At 70.2% G+C, this 15,992-nt stretch carries 14 protein-coding genes; 8 read left to right on the top strand and 6 right to left on the bottom strand.

Features of this window, described 5'->3' with window-relative positions; translation table 11 throughout:
- Position 1 precedes the first annotated feature (1 nt).
- Together ABGB01_RS13385 and ABGB01_RS13380 are read right to left on the bottom strand one after the other, a co-directional pair.
- A complete protein-coding gene (locus tag ABGB01_RS13385; RefSeq protein ID WP_347773593.1) occupies positions 2–1,021 on the bottom strand; it encodes an ABC transporter permease in 1,020 nt (339 codons plus the stop codon).
- Positions 1,018–2,565, bottom strand: a complete 1,548-nt coding sequence (locus ABGB01_RS13380; protein WP_347773592.1) for a sugar ABC transporter ATP-binding protein — start codon at positions 2,563–2,565, stop codon at positions 1,018–1,020. Before ABGB01_RS13380 ends, ABGB01_RS13385 begins: the two co-directional genes overlap by 4 nt.
- Before the next feature lie 414 nt (positions 2,566–2,979).
- Between ABGB01_RS13380 and ABGB01_RS13375 the strand changes: the two genes are divergently transcribed.
- Complete coding sequence (locus ABGB01_RS13375; protein WP_347619799.1) at positions 2,980–3,738, top strand: DeoR/GlpR family DNA-binding transcription regulator; 759 nt, start codon at positions 2,980–2,982, stop codon at positions 3,736–3,738.
- A 39-nt stretch (positions 3,739–3,777) separates the two neighbouring features.
- Here ABGB01_RS13375 and ABGB01_RS13370 read toward each other — a convergent pair whose 3' ends face one another.
- From ABGB01_RS13370 to ABGB01_RS13355, 4 genes are read right to left on the bottom strand one after another with little or no spacing between them, the layout of a single operon-like run.
- The gene (locus ABGB01_RS13370; RefSeq protein WP_347773591.1) at positions 3,778–4,374 is read right to left on the bottom strand and encodes an ATP/GTP-binding protein; all 597 of its coding nucleotides are present in this window, start codon (positions 4,372–4,374) and stop codon (positions 3,778–3,780) included.
- A complete protein-coding gene (locus tag ABGB01_RS13365) occupies positions 4,355–4,705 on the bottom strand; it encodes a DUF742 domain-containing protein (RefSeq protein WP_201760457.1) in 351 nt (116 codons plus the stop codon). The genes ABGB01_RS13370 and ABGB01_RS13365 overlap by 20 nt, the downstream gene beginning before the upstream one ends.
- Entirely contained in the window at positions 4,702–5,127 is a 426-nt protein-coding gene (locus ABGB01_RS13360) for a roadblock/LC7 domain-containing protein (RefSeq protein WP_347773590.1), read from the bottom strand. Before ABGB01_RS13360 ends, ABGB01_RS13365 begins: the two co-directional genes overlap by 4 nt.
- Positions 5,108–7,648: a nitrate- and nitrite sensing domain-containing protein gene (locus ABGB01_RS13355; protein ID WP_347773589.1), complete on the bottom strand. Its 2,541-nt coding sequence runs from the start codon at positions 7,646–7,648 to the stop codon at positions 5,108–5,110. Before ABGB01_RS13355 ends, ABGB01_RS13360 begins: the two co-directional genes overlap by 20 nt.
- Positions 7,649–8,125: 477 nt before the next feature.
- Here ABGB01_RS13355 and ABGB01_RS13350 point away from each other — a divergent pair, with 477 nt between their 5' ends.
- The 7 genes from ABGB01_RS13350 to ABGB01_RS13320 all read left to right on the top strand — a co-directional run bounded on the left by ABGB01_RS13350 (position 8,126) and on the right by ABGB01_RS13320 (position 15,971).
- Positions 8,126–8,905: an IclR family transcriptional regulator gene (locus tag ABGB01_RS13350; protein ID WP_347773588.1), complete on the top strand. Its 780-nt coding sequence runs from the start codon at positions 8,126–8,128 to the stop codon at positions 8,903–8,905.
- A complete protein-coding gene (locus tag ABGB01_RS13345; RefSeq protein ID WP_347773587.1) occupies positions 8,902–10,209 on the top strand; it encodes an aminotransferase class III-fold pyridoxal phosphate-dependent enzyme in 1,308 nt (435 codons plus the stop codon). Before ABGB01_RS13350 ends, ABGB01_RS13345 begins: the two co-directional genes overlap by 4 nt.
- The gene (locus ABGB01_RS13340) at positions 10,206–11,261 is read left to right on the top strand and encodes an ABC transporter ATP-binding protein (RefSeq protein ID WP_347773586.1); all 1,056 of its coding nucleotides are present in this window, start codon (positions 10,206–10,208) and stop codon (positions 11,259–11,261) included. The genes ABGB01_RS13345 and ABGB01_RS13340 overlap by 4 nt, the downstream gene beginning before the upstream one ends.
- 15 nt (positions 11,262–11,276) lie before the next feature.
- The gene (locus tag ABGB01_RS13335; RefSeq protein ID WP_347773585.1) at positions 11,277–12,374 is read left to right on the top strand and encodes an extracellular solute-binding protein; all 1,098 of its coding nucleotides are present in this window, start codon (positions 11,277–11,279) and stop codon (positions 12,372–12,374) included.
- Positions 12,375–12,387: 13 nt separating this feature from the next.
- Complete coding sequence (locus tag ABGB01_RS13330; RefSeq protein ID WP_347773584.1) at positions 12,388–14,094, top strand: ABC transporter permease subunit; 1,707 nt, start codon at positions 12,388–12,390, stop codon at positions 14,092–14,094.
- On the top strand, positions 14,091–15,023 hold the full coding sequence (locus ABGB01_RS13325) for a M14 family metallopeptidase (RefSeq protein ID WP_347773583.1): 933 nt from the start codon (positions 14,091–14,093) through the stop codon (positions 15,021–15,023). Before ABGB01_RS13330 ends, ABGB01_RS13325 begins: the two co-directional genes overlap by 4 nt.
- 90 nt (positions 15,024–15,113) lie before the next feature.
- Positions 15,114–15,971: an SPFH domain-containing protein gene (locus ABGB01_RS13320; RefSeq protein WP_347773582.1), complete on the top strand. Its 858-nt coding sequence runs from the start codon at positions 15,114–15,116 to the stop codon at positions 15,969–15,971.
- Positions 15,972–15,992: the final 21 nt, after the last annotated feature.

Below are 15,992 nucleotides of genomic sequence, written 5' to 3'. Positions count from 1 at the left end.
GTCAACCCCTGCGTTTGGCGGACCAGACGTCCACGGTGACGGCGGCGACGATCAGCGCCCCCTTGATCACGCTCTGCCAGTAGGCGGGGACGACGAGGATGTCGAGGCCGTTGTTGAGGGTCTGGATGAGGAACAGGCCGAGCGCCGTGCCGAGGATGCTGCCCCGGCCGCCGAGCAGGCTCGCGCCGCCGATGACGACGGCGGCGATGGCGTCCAGCTCGTAGCCCTGGCCGAGGTTGGGCGGGCCCGAGATGACCCTGGACGCGAGCATCACGCCGGACAGCCCGGCGAGCAGCCCGCTGAGCGCGTAGACGCTGAACAGGATCCGGGTGGTCTTGACGCCGGCGATCTGCGCCGCGACGGGGTTGCCGCCCACGGCGTAGACGCGCATCCCGTACGAGGTCCGCTTCATGACGAGGGCGAGTGCGACGATGCCGACGATCATGACCACGACGGGGATCTGCAGGCCGAAGATCTTGTTGTTCGCGATCTCGCCGAAGTTCTGCGGCAGGCCGTTGATCGGCGCGCCCTGGCCCACGACGTACGCCAGGCCGGACGCCGTGGTCAGCATGCCGAGCGTGACGATGAACGGTGGCACGTTCACTTTTGAGACGAGGAAGCCGTTGACCGCCCCTGCCGCGAGGCCGACCAGCATGGCGACCAGAAGGGCCAGCCAGAGCCGTTCGGGATGGCCTTTCACCGTGTAGGCCGCGGTCATCGCGCTGAGCGCGATGACGCTGCCCACCGACAGGTCGATGCCGCCGGTGAGGATGACCAGCGTCTGGCCCAGCGCGATGAGCGCGAAGGGCGCTGCCGCGATGGCGATCGTCTGGAGGTTGTCCAGCGTTCCGAACCGGGCGCTCCGGTAGCTGAAATAGGCGATGATCAGGAGCATCACCACCACCATCGAGTGGCGGATCAGCTGGTCCCGGATCCATGGTCCGGACAAGCGCCAGGTCAGGAGCCGCGCGGCCGCTCCGCCAGGCTTCGTACGCTCCTGGGCTGACTCCTGCGTGGTCATCGGCCCTCCTTCTCGGTGTGTTGGGGCTCGGGGCCGCTCTTCGCATTGAGTCCGGCGGCGTACCTGAAGATCAGGTCCTGGACGTGAGGCGAGGAGAGGTCCTCGCGGGTGAGCTCGCCCGCGACCGCTCCTCCGCGCATGACGAGCGCCCGGTGGGCCAGGCTGAGGATCTCGGGCATGTCGGAGGAGGCCATGACCACGGCCATTCCCGAGGCCGCGAGCTCGGTGATGATGCGGTAGATCTCGCTGCGCGCGCCGACGTCGACGCCGCGGGTGGGCTCGTCGAGCAGCAGGACGTTGACGCTGCCGGTCAGCCAGCGCGCGAGGACCACCTTCTGCTGGTTGCCGCCGGAGAGCGTGCCGACCTGCTGGGACAGCCCGCGGCTGCGCAGCTTGACCGAGTCCATCGCCGCGCCGACCTGTTTGTCGCGGCTGCGCTGCCGCAACCAGCCGGCGACGGTGAAGCGGGACAGGCGGGGCAGGGAGCCGTTGTCCAGCACGTTCATGGTCAGCACGGCCCCTGCTCCCTTGCGGTCCTCAGGGACGAGGGCCATGCCGCCGGTGATGGCGGCGGCGGGGGCGTTGCGCCTGACGGGCTTGCCGGCGACGGTGATCGTCCCCGCGGTGCTCTTGCGCACGCCGAAGATCGCTTCGAGAAGTTCGGTACGGCCGGCCCCCACGAGCCCCGCCAGCCCGAGGATCTCGCCGCGGCGGACGGTCAGGTCCATCGGCCGCGGATAGCCGCTGACGTGCAGCCCGCTGACCTGAAGGGCGACCTCGTCGCCCGGGTCGTGCAGGTCGGGGAAGAACCCCTGCAGCTCGCGCCCGATCATCGCATGGACGATCTCGTCGTCGGTGATGTCGCCGATCGGCCGGTCGAGGACCAGCCCTCCGTCGCGCAGCACGACCACCCTGTCCGCGAGGGCGCGGATCTCCTCCATCTTGTGGGTGGTGTAGAGCATGGCGACGCCCTGCTCGCGCAGCCTGCCGATGACGGCGTAGAGCCGTTCGACCTCGCGTTCGGAGATGGCAGAGCTGGGCTCGTCCAGCAGCAGGATCCGGGCGCCGCCGCTCGTGCTCTTGACGATCTCGACGAGCTGCCGCAGGCCGACCGGCAGCCGACGCATGGTCGCCTGCGGGTCGATCTCCACGCCGAAGACGTCCAAAAGTTCGCGGGCCCTGCGCGCCATGGCCCGCCGGTCGAGCAGCCCCGCCCGCGTGCGCAGTTCCCGGCCGATGAACAGGTTCTCGTACACCGTCATGTCCATGATCGGCGCGAGCTCCTGGGGGATGATCGCCACCCCGTGCCGGTGGGCCGCCTGCGGATCGGCGTGGGGCAGTGGCTCGCCGCCGACCAGGACCTGGCCGCCGTCCGGCTTGACCTGGCCGGAGGCGATCTTCATCAGCGTCGACTTGCCCGCGCCGTTCTCTCCGGCGAGGGCGGTGACGGAACCGGCATCGAGAGCCAGAGAGACGCCCTTCAACACGGGCACGCCGCCGAATGCCTTGGCCAGATCCCGGCACTCCAATGCGACATCTTCCACGACTGATCTCCAGACCCGGCCTGGCGGCTCGGTGTTTGGTCGGGGTCCACTCGGGGACACGGTGGCGGTCCGGAACGGGTTCGGACACGTGCGGAAGCCGCCGGTGGGAGAAGCCGATCCAGGTCAGGGTGGCCGGCGTTCGCCCGACGGGCTCCGAACGAGATCCCTTTTGTTTGCTTGTGTGAACATCACACGAAGCGACATCTCAGTGTCAAGAGTGCGTTACCTATTCGATACAACTCGTACGTCTTCGCACCCGGGACCCCCTGACCAGCAGAAGGCGGCATTACCGTGCCTTGAACAAGCCGGCCGCATCATCTATCGTTCACTCGCCAGCAGGTCTATGGCGTCTCCAGGCGAGACTCCGGGTGTGACAGTTGACAAGACTGAACAGCAAGGGAGAGCGAAGACGGCATGGGCGTCAGGAGCAGCGTGGACCTGGAGAGCAGACGCCAGGCGCTGGCCGAGCTGCTGTCGTCCAGCGGCAGTCTGCGCATAGAAGACCTGGCCGCCCGCTTCGAGGTCAGCACCATGACCATCCGCCGGGATCTGCAGGCGCTGGAGGACGAAGGCCTGGTCCGCCGGGTGCGCGGCGGCGCCGTCAGCTCGGCGCAGCCCTTCGAGGCCCGCAAGAGCCGGGCATGGAGGGCCAAGGAGGAGATCGCGCGGAAACTGACCAGCCTGGTGCCCTCCGGCGGGGTGGGCATCTGCATGGACGCCTCGTCGACGCTGGCCGTGCTCGCCGGCTCGATGCCTCCCGCCGAGAACCTCTCCGTCGTCACCGACGGGATCGAGACCTTCCTGACCCTGACCAGGAACCCGCGGTTGCACGCCTACCTGACCGGAGGCCAGAAGGACCCCAACGCGGGCAGCCTCGTCGGCCCTCTGGCCTCACTGACGCTGAAGCAGTTCTCGTTCGCGCGGGCGTTCCTGTCCGCCGCCGCCATCGACCCGCACTTCGGCACCAGCGAGTTCAGCGCGGAGGAATGCGAGATCAAGCGGCTCATGGCCGAGTTGTCCGAGCACGTCGTCATGGCGGTCGACTCGCAGAAGCTCGGCACGGGAGCCGCCGCCCGCTGCCTGCCCTGGGACGGGATCGACCTGATGGTCACCGAACTCGACGTCTCCGACGACCGGCTCGACCCTTACCGCGACCACGTCGAGCTGCTCTGATCCCGCCCCAGCGCTGCTCGGGCACGCGCCCGCAGCCGGCTACGGCATCCCGCGTCCGGCGCCTTCCACCGCGTAGGTGACCAGCGTGGTGAGCACGTCCCTGACCGACGCGCGGTCGCGCACGTCGCAGAGCACGATCGGGACGTGCGCGGCCAGCCCGAGCGCCCGCCGTACCTTGGCCGGGTCGTGGCGGCGGGCGCCGTCGAAGCAGTTCACACCGACCACGAACGGGATGCCGCGCTGCTCGAAGTAGTCCACCGCGGGGAAGGAGTCCTGCAGGCGGCGGGTGTCGGCGAGCACGACCGCGCCGAGCGCGCCGAGCGCGAGCTCGTCCCACATGAACCAGAACCGGTCCTGCCCGGGGGTGCCGAACAGGTACAGCCAGAGCCCCTCGCGAATGGTGATGCGGCCGAAGTCCAGTGCCACGGTGGTGGTGCTCTTGGACTCCACGCCCGAGACGTCGTCGACCCCGACGCCGCGCTCGCTCAGCAGTTCCTCGGTGTGCAGCGGGCGGATCTCGCTGATCGTGCCCACCATGGTCGTCTTGCCGACACCGAACCCGCCCGCGATGAGGATCTTGATGGCCAGCGCCGAGGCGACCGCGGTCGCCCCCGGCTCATAGGCTGCGTAGTCCATCCAGCACTTCCCTGTAGATGTGTTCGTCGATCGTCTGCGCGACCGGGCGCGGGCGCTCAATGGTGACGAAACCCTCGCGCCGGAGGTCACCCAGGATCACCCGGGTGACGTTGAGCGGCAGCCGGAGGTGCGCCGCGACGTCCGCCACCGGCGTCGGTCTGCGGCACACCGACAACACGGCGCGATACTCCGGGATCAGGTCCGCGAGGGTGTGCGGGCCGCCGACCGTCGTGACGATGGCCACCAGGTCGAACGTCTCGCCCTGCGGGCGCGCTCTTCCCCCGGTCAGGCCGTACAGCCGGATCAGCGGCCCGGGATCCTGGCCTGTCACGGCCGCGAGCCGTTCCAGGCGGGTGCCGGTGCCGCTCCTCTCGGCTGCGCGGAGAGGTGCTCGCCGACCCTCTTGACCATGAGCGCCATCTCGTACGTCACCATGCCCAGCTCGGCGTCACCCGCGGCGAGCACGGCCAGCCGCGCGCCCTGACCGGCGGCGGTGACGAACAGGAAACCACCCTCCATCTCGATGATGGTCTGCCGTACGCCGCCCAGGCCGAAGTGCCGTCCCGCGCCCATGGCGAGGCTGTGGCTGCCGGCGGAGATGGCGGACAGGTGCTCGGCGTCCTCCCGGGTCAGCTCCCGGGAACCTCCCATGGCCAGTCCGTCGGAGGACAGCACGATGGCGTGCCGGATGCCGGGGACGCGCTCGGTGAGGTCGTCGAGGAGCCAGCTCAGTTCACTTCTGGGGTCGGGCATCGGGATGGTCGTCCTTTCGGTTCCACATGTCGGCTCCGTGCTCGACGTGGCGGCGTCCTTGCCGCCAGCCCTGCTGCATGGACGACATGAGTTGTGCGAGTTCCTCAGGCGAGCGCGCCGATACCGGTCGCCGCGCAGGGCCTCCGGTGGAACGCAGCTGGGGAGCAATGCTTGCCTGCGGTATCCGCATCGGCAGCCCGTCGAGGTCTTCGTCCGCGTCCTGAGCCGGCACCGTGACGCTCCAGTCGGCGGGCGGTCCTGGCGGCTGGGTGGCGGAGGGGGGAGCCTGCCGTGGCACCGGTCCGGTGCCCGGCCCACCGATCGGCCCACCGATCGGCCCGGAGATCGGCCCGGAGATCCGCCCGGAGAGAGGGCCGGAGACGGGGCCGGTCAGCGGCTCGTCCGCCGGCCGGGCCGGGCCGCCGCGTCTCGGCGCGGGCACGGCCTCGAACCAGGTGGCCCGCGCGGGCTCGGGGCCGGCCGGATCGGCGTGCTCACCGGGGACGCTCGCGCCGTTCACCGCGTCCGGCCGCTCGGGGGCGGCGGACACGATGCCGGACAGGGTGCCGGAGGGCGCCGTGCCGAGCGCCCGCGTGGGCTTGCCCGCGCGGTCTCCGGCGGTGACGGAGGGGTTGCCGGCCTCGGCGAGCAGAACGGTGGGCAGCAGCACGATCGCGGTGGTCCCGTCGTACGGCGAGGGGCGCAGCGAGACCTTGATCCCGTGCCGGGCCGCGAGCCTGGCCACCACGAAGAGGCCGAGCCTGTCGCTGTCGGCCAGGTCGAACTCGGGCGGCACGGCCAGCCGGGCGTTGTACTCCTGGATCACGGCCTCGGTCAGCCCCAGCCCTCGGTCCTCCACCTCCAGCGCGAAGCCGTTGGCCGCTGTCATGCTGCGGATCTGCACGGTCGTGTCGGGCGGGGAGAAGACGGTGGCGTTCTCGACCAGCTCGGCGACCAGGTGGATCACGTCGGTGACGGCCGCGCCGACGAGCAGCGGGGCGTCCGGCATGGGGGCGACGGAGACGCGGGTGTAGTCCTCGACCTCCAGCACCGCCGCGCGCACGACGTCGAACAGCGGCACCGGGTCGCGCCAGCGGCGGGCGGGGGCGGAGTCGGCCAGAATGATCAGGTTCTCGGCGTGCCGGCGCATGCGGGTGGTGAGGTGGTCGAGCTTGAACAGGTCCTCCAGGACCTCCGGCTCCTCGACGCGGCGCTCCATGGTGTCGAGCAGCGAGAGCTGGCGGTGCAGCAGCGCCTGGTTGCGCCAGGCCAGGTTGAGGAAGACCTGGCTGACGCCCTTGCGCAGGGTCGCCTGGCCCACCGCGGCCTCGACCGCGGTGCGGCGCACGGCGGAGAACGCGTTGACCACGCGGTCGACCTCGGCCGTGTCGGCGGGGGCGAGGCCGGGCGCCTCGGTGGCCGGGTCGACGTCCTCGCCGCGGCGCAGCCGCGCGACCAGCCGGGGCAGCCGCTGCTCGGCCAGCTCGACCGCCGAGGCCTGCAGCCGCTTGAGCTCGTCGATCAACGACTGGCCGAACCGGTATGACAGCGCCAGCGACGCGACCATGGCCGCCAGGCCCAGCAGCAGGACCAGCCCGATCCGCCAGTAGGCGCCGGTCTTCTGCCCCTCGGCCTCGGCGGCGGCGCGGGCCAGCTCCTCCTGCGTGTCGCGGTTGATCGTGTTGAACAAGGCGTCGGCGTCGTTCTTCCACTGGGCCGGCTCCACCGGCGGCGCCCCGTTGGTGTCCCAGCCGAACAGCTCGTCCTCGACCTCGATCAGCCGCTTGTACGCGGCGCTCGCGACCAGCTTGTCGTAGTCGGCCCGCAGCTCGGGACCGGCGTCGCGTTCGGCGTTGGCGAAGACGAGCCGGCGGCTGGTCATGGCGGCGACGAACGCGGCACGGTCGGTGGGGGTCATCTTGCGCTGCACGATCGTGCTGGTGAGCACGGCGTGCTCGCGGCCCAGGTATTCCGCCGTGGCGTTGTAGGCGGCCATGCCGCGCACCGCGCGGTAGGAGGAGACGCTGCTCAACGCGTCGCGGTCGTTGAACTGCCCGTTGGCGACGCTGATCAGGTTGTCGTACGCCTGGATGATCGTCAGCGGCGGGGCGAGCACGCCGCCGTCGGCGGAGGCCCGCAGCGACTGGAGCCCGTCGAGTGCCTGCACGAGCGCCTGCACCTGGGCGGGGGTCTCGGCGCCCGCGGACTCGACGTCGACGGCGCCGATGACCTCGCGTAAGCGTTCGACCTTCTCGTCGGTGACGTGCCGCTGCTCGGCCAGGGGGGCGTACGTCGCGGTGCTCTTCGGCGCCTCAGCCGAGAGCTGGCGTTCCCGCTGCAGCTCGACGATCAGTTGTAACAGGGGCGAGCCGATGGCTTCCCAACGGTCCTGCGTCTGGGAGACCTCGACGATCTCCTCCACGCTCGAGTAGGCGATGAACCCCCACAGGGCGACCATGGACACGAGCGGGAGCAGGAGAATCCTGAGCAGCTTGGTGCGGAGAGGTGGGGGCGAGCTCATGCATCTTGTCCAATTCCGCGCGTGATGATGCGCCGCTGGCAGTCGCAACCTGGTACCGGCCCCCGAGAATCCCGTCACGACTGGTACGCCTGTGGTCCGTCCACTATGCCGATGGGGCAGATGTACTTCAAGCAACAGATGTGAACATTCGTCCCGAATGGCGGTTTGACTCTTTGTCAGCACACGATTCGTGAATGTAACCGTGGGTAAGGGTCACGGACGGTGATGCCGGGCCCGCATTCCCTTACCGGCAGGCCTTATCCGTAAGGCGTCACGGTCACCGTGTTCGCCCCCTCCGCCACGGTTCGGCCGAGCCGTGCCGGCGATGTCCGGGTGCTCGCTGCCTACGCGACGGCGGGGGTTTCGTTCTGCCCAGAATCAAGGGACGATGCGGTAGAAACCGGACAAAACGGTCTGGCAACGGTTTTTGGCCTGCCCTTGACGTCCAGATAGGGACGTTCCTAAGTTGGCCTCCCAATGAACGCAAAGACAGTTCCACTGAGTGGAAGCGAGTCCCGTACCAGCTACCTCGCCCGGTTGCTCGACGTCCTGGACGTCGCGGTCACCCACGACCGCGCCCCCCTGCAACTGGGCGAGATCGCCGCGGCGGCGGGCGTACCGCCATCGACCGCGTCGAGGCTGGTCGCGCTGCTCGTCGAGCGCGGATTCCTGGTGCAGCTGGACAGGTCCGGCTACGCCCCGGGGCCGAGGCTGCTGCACCTGTCGGTGCGCACGCTCGACCAGATGCACGCCGCCGACCGGCTGAAGGCCTCCGTGGAGGCCCTGGCCGAGCAGACCGGCGAGAGCGCGAGCGCGGGACTGCTGGTGGGCGACGAGATCGTGCTGGTGGCGAGGAAGGAGCCCGCGCACTCACTGCGGGCCGTGGCGCGCGTCGGTGACGTGCTCAACCCGCACACCTCGGCGATGGGCAAGGCCGTGCTGGCGATGTTGCCCGCGCGGCGGCGGTGGGAGGTCCTCCGCACCGCCGTCGGCGACCAGGCCGAGCAGGCGCTGCGCGAGACGGAGGCCGAACTCGCCACCGCCCGCTTGGAGGGGTTCGCCGTCGATGAGGAGAGCTACGCGGTCGGCCTGCGCTGTCGCGCAGCCGCGATTCTCGACCGGTCGGGGCACGCGGTGGGCGGCATCTCGATCGCCGGGCCCGCGGCGCGCTTCACGCGCGAGAACGCCAACGCCTGCGTGCCCGCGCTGCTGGCCGAGGTCGAACGGCTGTCCCTGGAGATCAGGAGAAACAATTGAGCACGTCGCAGACCCTCTACGAGCGCGCGAGCCGGTACGTCCCCGGCGGGGTGCATTCCAACACCCGTTTCCAGGCGCCGCACCCCGTCTATTTCCACCGTGCCGAAGGCGCGTACCTGTGGGACGTCGAGGGCGAGCGTCACCTCGACTGCACCATGGGCAACGCCTCGGTGATGCTCGGCCACGCCCGCCCCGAGGTGGACGCCGCCGTCGCCGACGCGGTGAACCGCGGGCTGACCACCGGAGTGGAGACCGAGGCCGCGGTGACCGCGGTGGAGCTGCTCGCCGGGATGATCCCGGATTTCGGCCGGGTCAGGTTCGCCAACACCGGCACCGAGGCGTTGATGCACGCGCTCACGATCGCCCGCCACCACACCGGCAGGGAGCGGGTGGCCAAGGCCGAGGGCGCCTACCACGGCTGGTTCGACCCGCTCTGGGTGTCGACCTGGCCCGCCCCCGACCAGGTCGGGCCCGCCGACCGGCCGGCCGCGCCGCCCAGCTCGGCCGGCCTGTCGCGCTCGGCGCAGGGCACCGTGGTGCTGCCGTGGAACGACGCGGCCGCCACCGAGCGGCTGCTGCGCGAGCACGCCTCCGACCTGGCAGCCGTGGTCGTGGAGCCCGTGCTCATCGACATCGGTTTCATCCCGGCGACCGGCGAATATCTGCGGCTGCTCCGCGACCTCACCGCCGAGCTGGGCATCGTGCTCATCTTCGACGAGCTGCTCACGGGCTTCCGCCTGGCGCCCGGAGGCGCCCGCCAGGTCTACGGCATCACCCCCGACCTGACCACGTACGGCAAGGCCATCTCCAACGGTTACCCGCTGGCGGCGGTCGAGGGCCGCGTGGACCTGCTGGCCGCCACCGACCCGTCGAGCGGCGGCCCGGTCGGCTGGGTCGGCACCTACAACGGGCACGGCTCGGCGGTGGCCGCGGCCGCGGCGACCCTGCCGCTGCTGGCCGACGGCTCGGCCCAGGCCCGCCTCGACCGGCTCGGCGGCCTGGTGCGGGACGGCTTCGCCGAGTTGTCGCGCACGTACGGCATCCCGGCCGTGGTCGCGGGCGGGGGCGGCCATTTCCAGCCGTACTTCCTGTCGGAGCCGGTCACCGGATACCGCACGGCCATGGTCAGCGACCCGGCCCGCTACGCGATCCTGCACCGCGTCGCGCGCGAGCACCGCATCCTGCTCCCGGCCAAGCCGCTGCTGCACGCGGCGCTGTCCACCGCGCACACCGAGGCCGACGTCGCCGCCCTGCTGAAGGCGGCCGAGGAGGCGTTCGCGGAGATGAGGAGGAGGACGACATGACCGGTGCCGCGACCAGCAGCGGGCCCGATGCCGAGCTCCGCGGCATCCGCAAGGTCTACGACAACGGCGCCAGAGGCGTCGAGCAGGTCGACTTCACCGTGGCCAAAGGGGAGTTCTTCTCCATGCTGGGCCCCTCGGGCTGCGGCAAGAGCACGACGCTGCGCATCCTGGCGGGGCTGGAGGAGCCCACCTCGGGCGAGGTGCTGATCCGGGGCGAGCCGATGCGGGGCCGTCCAGCGCACCGGCGCCCCACGAACATGGTCTTCCAGCGTCTGGCCCTGTTCCCGCACCTGACCGTGGCCGACAACATCGCGTTCGGGCCGAAACTGCGGCGCAGGCCGGCCAGGCAGGTGGCCGAGATCGTCGGCTCGATGCTGGACCTGGTGGACCTGGCCGGATACGGCAAGCGCTACCCGGCCCAGCTGTCGGGCGGCCAGCAGCAGCGCGTGGCCATCGCCCGCGCGCTGGCCAACGAGCCGGCCGTGCTGCTGCTCGACGAGCCGCTGGGCGCGCTCGACCTGCGGCTGCGGGTGCAGATGCAGCAGGCGCTCAAAAGGATCCAGCACGACTCGGGCACCACGTTCGTCTACGTCACCCACGACCAGGTGGAGGCGCTGACGATGTCGGACCGGATGGCGGTGATGAACGAGGGCCGCATCGAGCAGATCGGCCCGCCGGCCGAGCTCTACCGGTCGCCGGCCACCACGTTCACCGCCACCTTCCTCGGCGACACGAACCTGTTCGAGGGCGCGTACGAGGGTGGCCTGCTGGAGTCGGAGGGCATCGGCGTCAAGGTGGCAAGGCCCGGCCGCGCGGTGTCCGTACGGCCCGAGCACGTCGCCGTCGGCACGGGCTTGACCTGCGCCAACCGCTATCACGGCCGGCTGGAGGACGTGATCTTCCAGGGCGCGAGCACGCGTTACCACGTACGTCTGGCCTCCGGGGTCCTGGTGATCTCCGAACGGCGCGAAGAAGCCGGATCCACCCTGACGGTCGGCGACGAGGTCGAGACCGGCTGGGACGTGGACGCCGGTGTCGTCCTCGACCACTGAGGGAGTTAGATCGAAATGACGGATATCTCGCGACGCCGGTTTCTCGGTGCCACGGCCGGAACGGCGGGCCTGGCGCTCGCCACGGCCTGCGGCAGCGTGTCCCCCCAGTCCGCCGCGCCGTCCGCGTCGAAGGGCGGCAAGCTCACCCTTACCATGTTCGCCTTCCTCGGCGGCGACCTCGGCAAGATGCCCAAGGAGTTCGCCAAGGAGTACATGGCCTCCCACAAGAACGTCGAGCTCAAGATCTACGAGCAGTCGAACTCCGTCGGCTACACCAAGATGCTGGCCCAGAAGAAGGCCGCCCCCGACCGGCCGCTGGTCAACTTCGGCTTCTTCAACGCCCAGACCTCCGTCCAGGGCGCCGACGACAAGATGTTCACCAAGCTCGACTACGCGGCGATGAGCAACGCCGCCGACATCGACGAGCGGTTCCGCTACGACGACGGCATCGGGATCGGCATCGGCATCGACCAGCTCGGCCTGCTCTACAACAAGCAGGAGATCGCACAGGCCCCCGGCTCGTGGGCCGACCTGTGGAACCACGCCCACCAGGGCAAGGTCGCGTTCTTCTCCTTCCCCTGGTACGCCGTCTACATGGCCGCCAAGCTCAACGGCGGCGGCCTGGAGAACATGGAGCCCGGCTGGGAGTTGTGGAAGCGCGAGGCCGGGCAGATCCGGCTGCTGGTCGAGTCGAACCCGCAGTACCTCAACGTGCTCAGCAACGGCACCGCGCCGCTGACCGCCTACTTCGCCGGCACCGGGCAGCAGTGGATCAACTCCGGCGCCCCGCTGGCGTACGTCGTGCCCAAGGAGGGCGCGATCCCGCTGCCGGTCAACCTCCAGGCCGTCGCGGGCCAGTCGCAGAGCCAGCTCGAGGCCATCCACGACATCATCAACGAGATGCTCTCGCCCAAGTGGTGCGCCCGCTGGGCGGAGACGAGCGTCGAGGTGCCCGCCAACACCAAGGCCGAGCTGCCCGAGAACCTGGCCGGGCTGCCCGCCTTCAGCAAGGCGACCAGCGACGGGTTCCAGCAGATCGACTACGGCATCGTGGGGCGCAACAACGCCGAGTGGCAGAAACGCTGGGAAACCGACGTCGCCTCGCGCATCTGAGAGGCCCGGCGACATGCGCAGACATCGCACGGCCTACCTGCTGGCGGCGCCCAGTGTCGTCCTGCTGGCCGGTGTGTTCGCAGGGGCCATGCTCACCCTGCTCGAATACAGCTTCCACCAGTACCTGCCCGACGGCACCGACATCGCGCACACCACGGCCACCTGGCAGACGTTCCTGACGGGCGGCTACCACTGGCAGATCGTCAGGGAGACCGTGGTGCTCGGCCTGATCACCACGGTCGCCGCCGCGGTGGTCGGCTATCCCACGGCCTACGCCCTGCACCGGGTCCGGCAGTCGCGGTGGCGTTACGTGGGCCTGTTCATCATCTTCGCCCCGCTGCTGACCAGCGTCGTGTCCCGCACCTACGGCTGGGAGCTGATCCTGGGAGACAGCGGGGTGCTCAACAGCCTGCTCGAACCGGCCGGGCTCGGCCCGGTGGAGCTGCTCTACGAGCGCTCGTCCGTGGTGATCGCGCTGGTGCACATCCTGCTGCCGTTCATGGTCTTCCCGATCACCCAGTCGCTCGGGCAGCTCGACCCGGCGTTCGGGGAGGCGGCGGGCGACCTCGGCGCGGGCGCGTTCCCGCGCTTCGTCAAGGTCACGCTGCCGTTGACCATGCCAGGCCTGATCGGCGGGGCACAGCTGGTGTTCGCGCTGTCGATCAGCTCGTTCGCCACACCCAGCCTGCTCGGCGGCGGGCGGGTGAACGTGCTGGCCACCGAGATCTACGACAACGTCAACAACGTCGACTGGCCGCTCGCGGCGGTGTCGTCGTACGCGCTGCTCGCGCTGGCCGTCGTCGCGCTGGGCGTCTTCGGCTGGCTGCAGCGGCGCACCGGGCGGGCCGAGCAGGGCGGGGTGACGGCGGCGGGCGCGGCCTCCACCGGAGCGCGCGGCTGGAGCGCGTGGCTCGCGATCGTCTACGCCTACGTGCTGCTGCCGCTGGTCATCATCGTCATCAACTCGTTCTCGTCCGTCTCGTACGGCACGTGGCCGCCGCCGGGCCTGTCGGCCAAGTGGTACGCCAACCTCTTCGAGCAGGAGGGCCTGGGCGCGGCGACCCTGCTGAGCCTGGAGGTGGCGATCGCGGCCACCATCCTCGCCATGGTCATCGGCACGGCCGTCGCGGTGGCGCTGGTCCGGCACCGCATGCCGGGGCGCGGGCCGCTGCAGTCGTTCGTGCTCTCGCCCACCGTCGTGCCCAAGGTGGCCTTCGGCTTCGCCGGGTTCATCTACCTGCACCGGCTGGGCCTGTTCGGCGGGGTGGCCGGCCTGGTCGTGACGCACACCGTGATCGTGTTGCCGTTCGTCGTCATCGTGGTGACGGCGGCGCTGATGCGGGCCGACGCCACCCTCGACGCGGCCGCCAAGGATCTGGGAGCCGCGCCGCTGCGGGCCTTCCGGCTGGCCACGCTGCCGCAGGTCAGGCCCGCGCTGATCGCGGCCGCGCTGTTCGCGTTCGTGGTGAGCTTCGACGAGGTCGACATGACGGTCTTCCTGCTCTCGCCCGACCAGAACACGCTGCCGGTCTGGATGTTCGTCTACATGCAGAAATTTCAGGACCCGACGCTGGCCGCGCTCTCCACCCTGCTCATCGTCGCCGCCCTGGCCATCGCCGCGACCGTCGCGGTGCTGCTGGCCCGCTCCGGCGTGTTCTCCTCGCTGACCACCTCCCCAGAAGAACCCGTAGAGAAAGTGAAGGAAGGATCCTCCGCATGACCGTCGAACAGATCCCGGTGACCACGCTGGCCGGCGGCCACCGCCTGGAGCTGACCGTGCACACCCTGCGAGGCGCCTCCGACGGCCCGCGCATGGTGATGTTCGGCGGCATCCACGGCGACGAGCCGATGGGATCGGAGACGGTCCGCCGCCTCCTGGACGCCGTCGACCCCGGCCGGCTGAGCGGCACCGTCGTCGCGGTCCCCGTGGCCAACCCGTACGCGCACCAGGCGCTGACCCGCAACACGCCGCTCGACGGCGTCAACCTCAACCGCATCTTCCCCGGCGACCGGGGCGGCAGCGTCACCGAGCAGCTGGCCGCCGTGCTCTCCGGGATCCTGGAGAGCGCCGACTACTTCATCGACTTCCACTCGGGCGGCAACTTCGCCACCGTCGAGTACGCCTACCTGCACGACGCCGGCGCCGAGATGTCGCGGGCGTACGGCACGTCCGTGCTCTACCGCGGCCACCCCTACGGCGGGTCGGCCACCGGCTGGGCGCTGGAGAAGGGCGTGCGCTGCATGGTCAGCGAGCTCGGCGGCGGCGGCCAGCGCATCGAGCACTACCTGAAGCGGGGCGTCGACGGCACGCTCAACGTCCTGCGCGCCATCGGCATGCTGCCGGGCGACCCGGTGGCGCCGCCGGAGGACCAGGTGGTCGTGGACACGCTGACCACGCTCAGGCCCACCGTCGGCGGCACCGTGTTGTCGGACTTCGGCGCCGCACGCCTGGGCGAGCGCGTCCCCAAGGGCACGGTGCTGGCCAAGGTCGTCAGCCCGTACACCTCCGAGGAGCTCGAAGTGATCACTGCGCCGTACGAGCCGAGCATCCTGGTCCTCGGCCGCGAGCACCTCACCAACGTCGCGCCCGGCGACTACGGCTTCATGGTCGCCGACGGGGCCACCGCCACGCCGGCCGACCCGGGCTGAGCGACCGGGACGCGTGGAGGGATGCCGAAGCGTCACGCGGCGTCGCCGTGATGCGTATTACCGTCATCGGGTATGAGGCACACCACCGTCATGACATCGTTAGCCGCCGCCTTTCTGGTCGCCGGTTGCTCGATCACCACCCCCGAGCCCGACCAGAAGGGCATCGTCTACGACGCGGGCGTCTTCTCCGACACCACGTTCCAGAACTGCGTCGACCCGGGCGTGCGCGACGTGTCCGGCCCGGGCGACCAGGGTTACGTCTATCCGGCCGGCCAGCGCACGTTCGAGTTCGCCGCCGACCCCAATGATCCGGAAGGGGAGAAGACGAAGCCGGGGGCCGAGTCCGGGCCGCTGACGATGTGGACCAAGGACCCGCTGGAGATGCGGGTGTCCGGCGTCGTCACGTTCTCGCTCACCAGCGACTGCAAGACGTTGCGGCAGTTCCACGAGCAGATCGGGCTGAAGTACGAAGCCGACACCGACCAGGGCTGGGACAAACTGCTCAGCGTCTACATCGGCCAGCCGCTCGACCGGGCGCTCGACGCGGCCAGCAAGGAGTTCGCCTGGCGCGAGCTGACCTACCGCGACCCGCAGGCCAAGCAGCAGTGGGAGGCGAAGGTCGCCGAATACATGGGGCAGTTCCTGCGCGAGCAGGGCGGCACCGCCTTCTTCGACAAGTTCTCGGTCACGCTGCAGCAGCCGCAGCCGCCGCTGAAGGTGCGCGAGGCGATGGCCGCCGTCCAGCAGGCTCAGGAGGAGAACACGGCGCAGAAGGCGAAGAACGAGAAGGCGCGCACCGAACTGGAGGCCATCAAGGCACTGAAGGACGTGCTCGGCGCGCAGGGCGCGGTCATGTGGCAGGCCGTCAAGGACGGGCGCATCCAGATCATCGTCTCCGACAGCGGCCAGATCAACGTCACGCCGAACCAGGGTAGGAAGGTGAACTGAGCGGCCACCCCCGGTCCGCGC

Origin of the sequence: Nonomuraea sp. B5E05, assembly GCF_039880665.1 — a bacterium.
Taxonomy (GTDB): Bacteria; Actinomycetota; Actinomycetes; order Streptosporangiales; family Streptosporangiaceae; genus Nonomuraea.
Note: the sequence above shows the minus strand (reverse complement) of the source record. Positions and strands in the feature narration are given on the sequence as shown.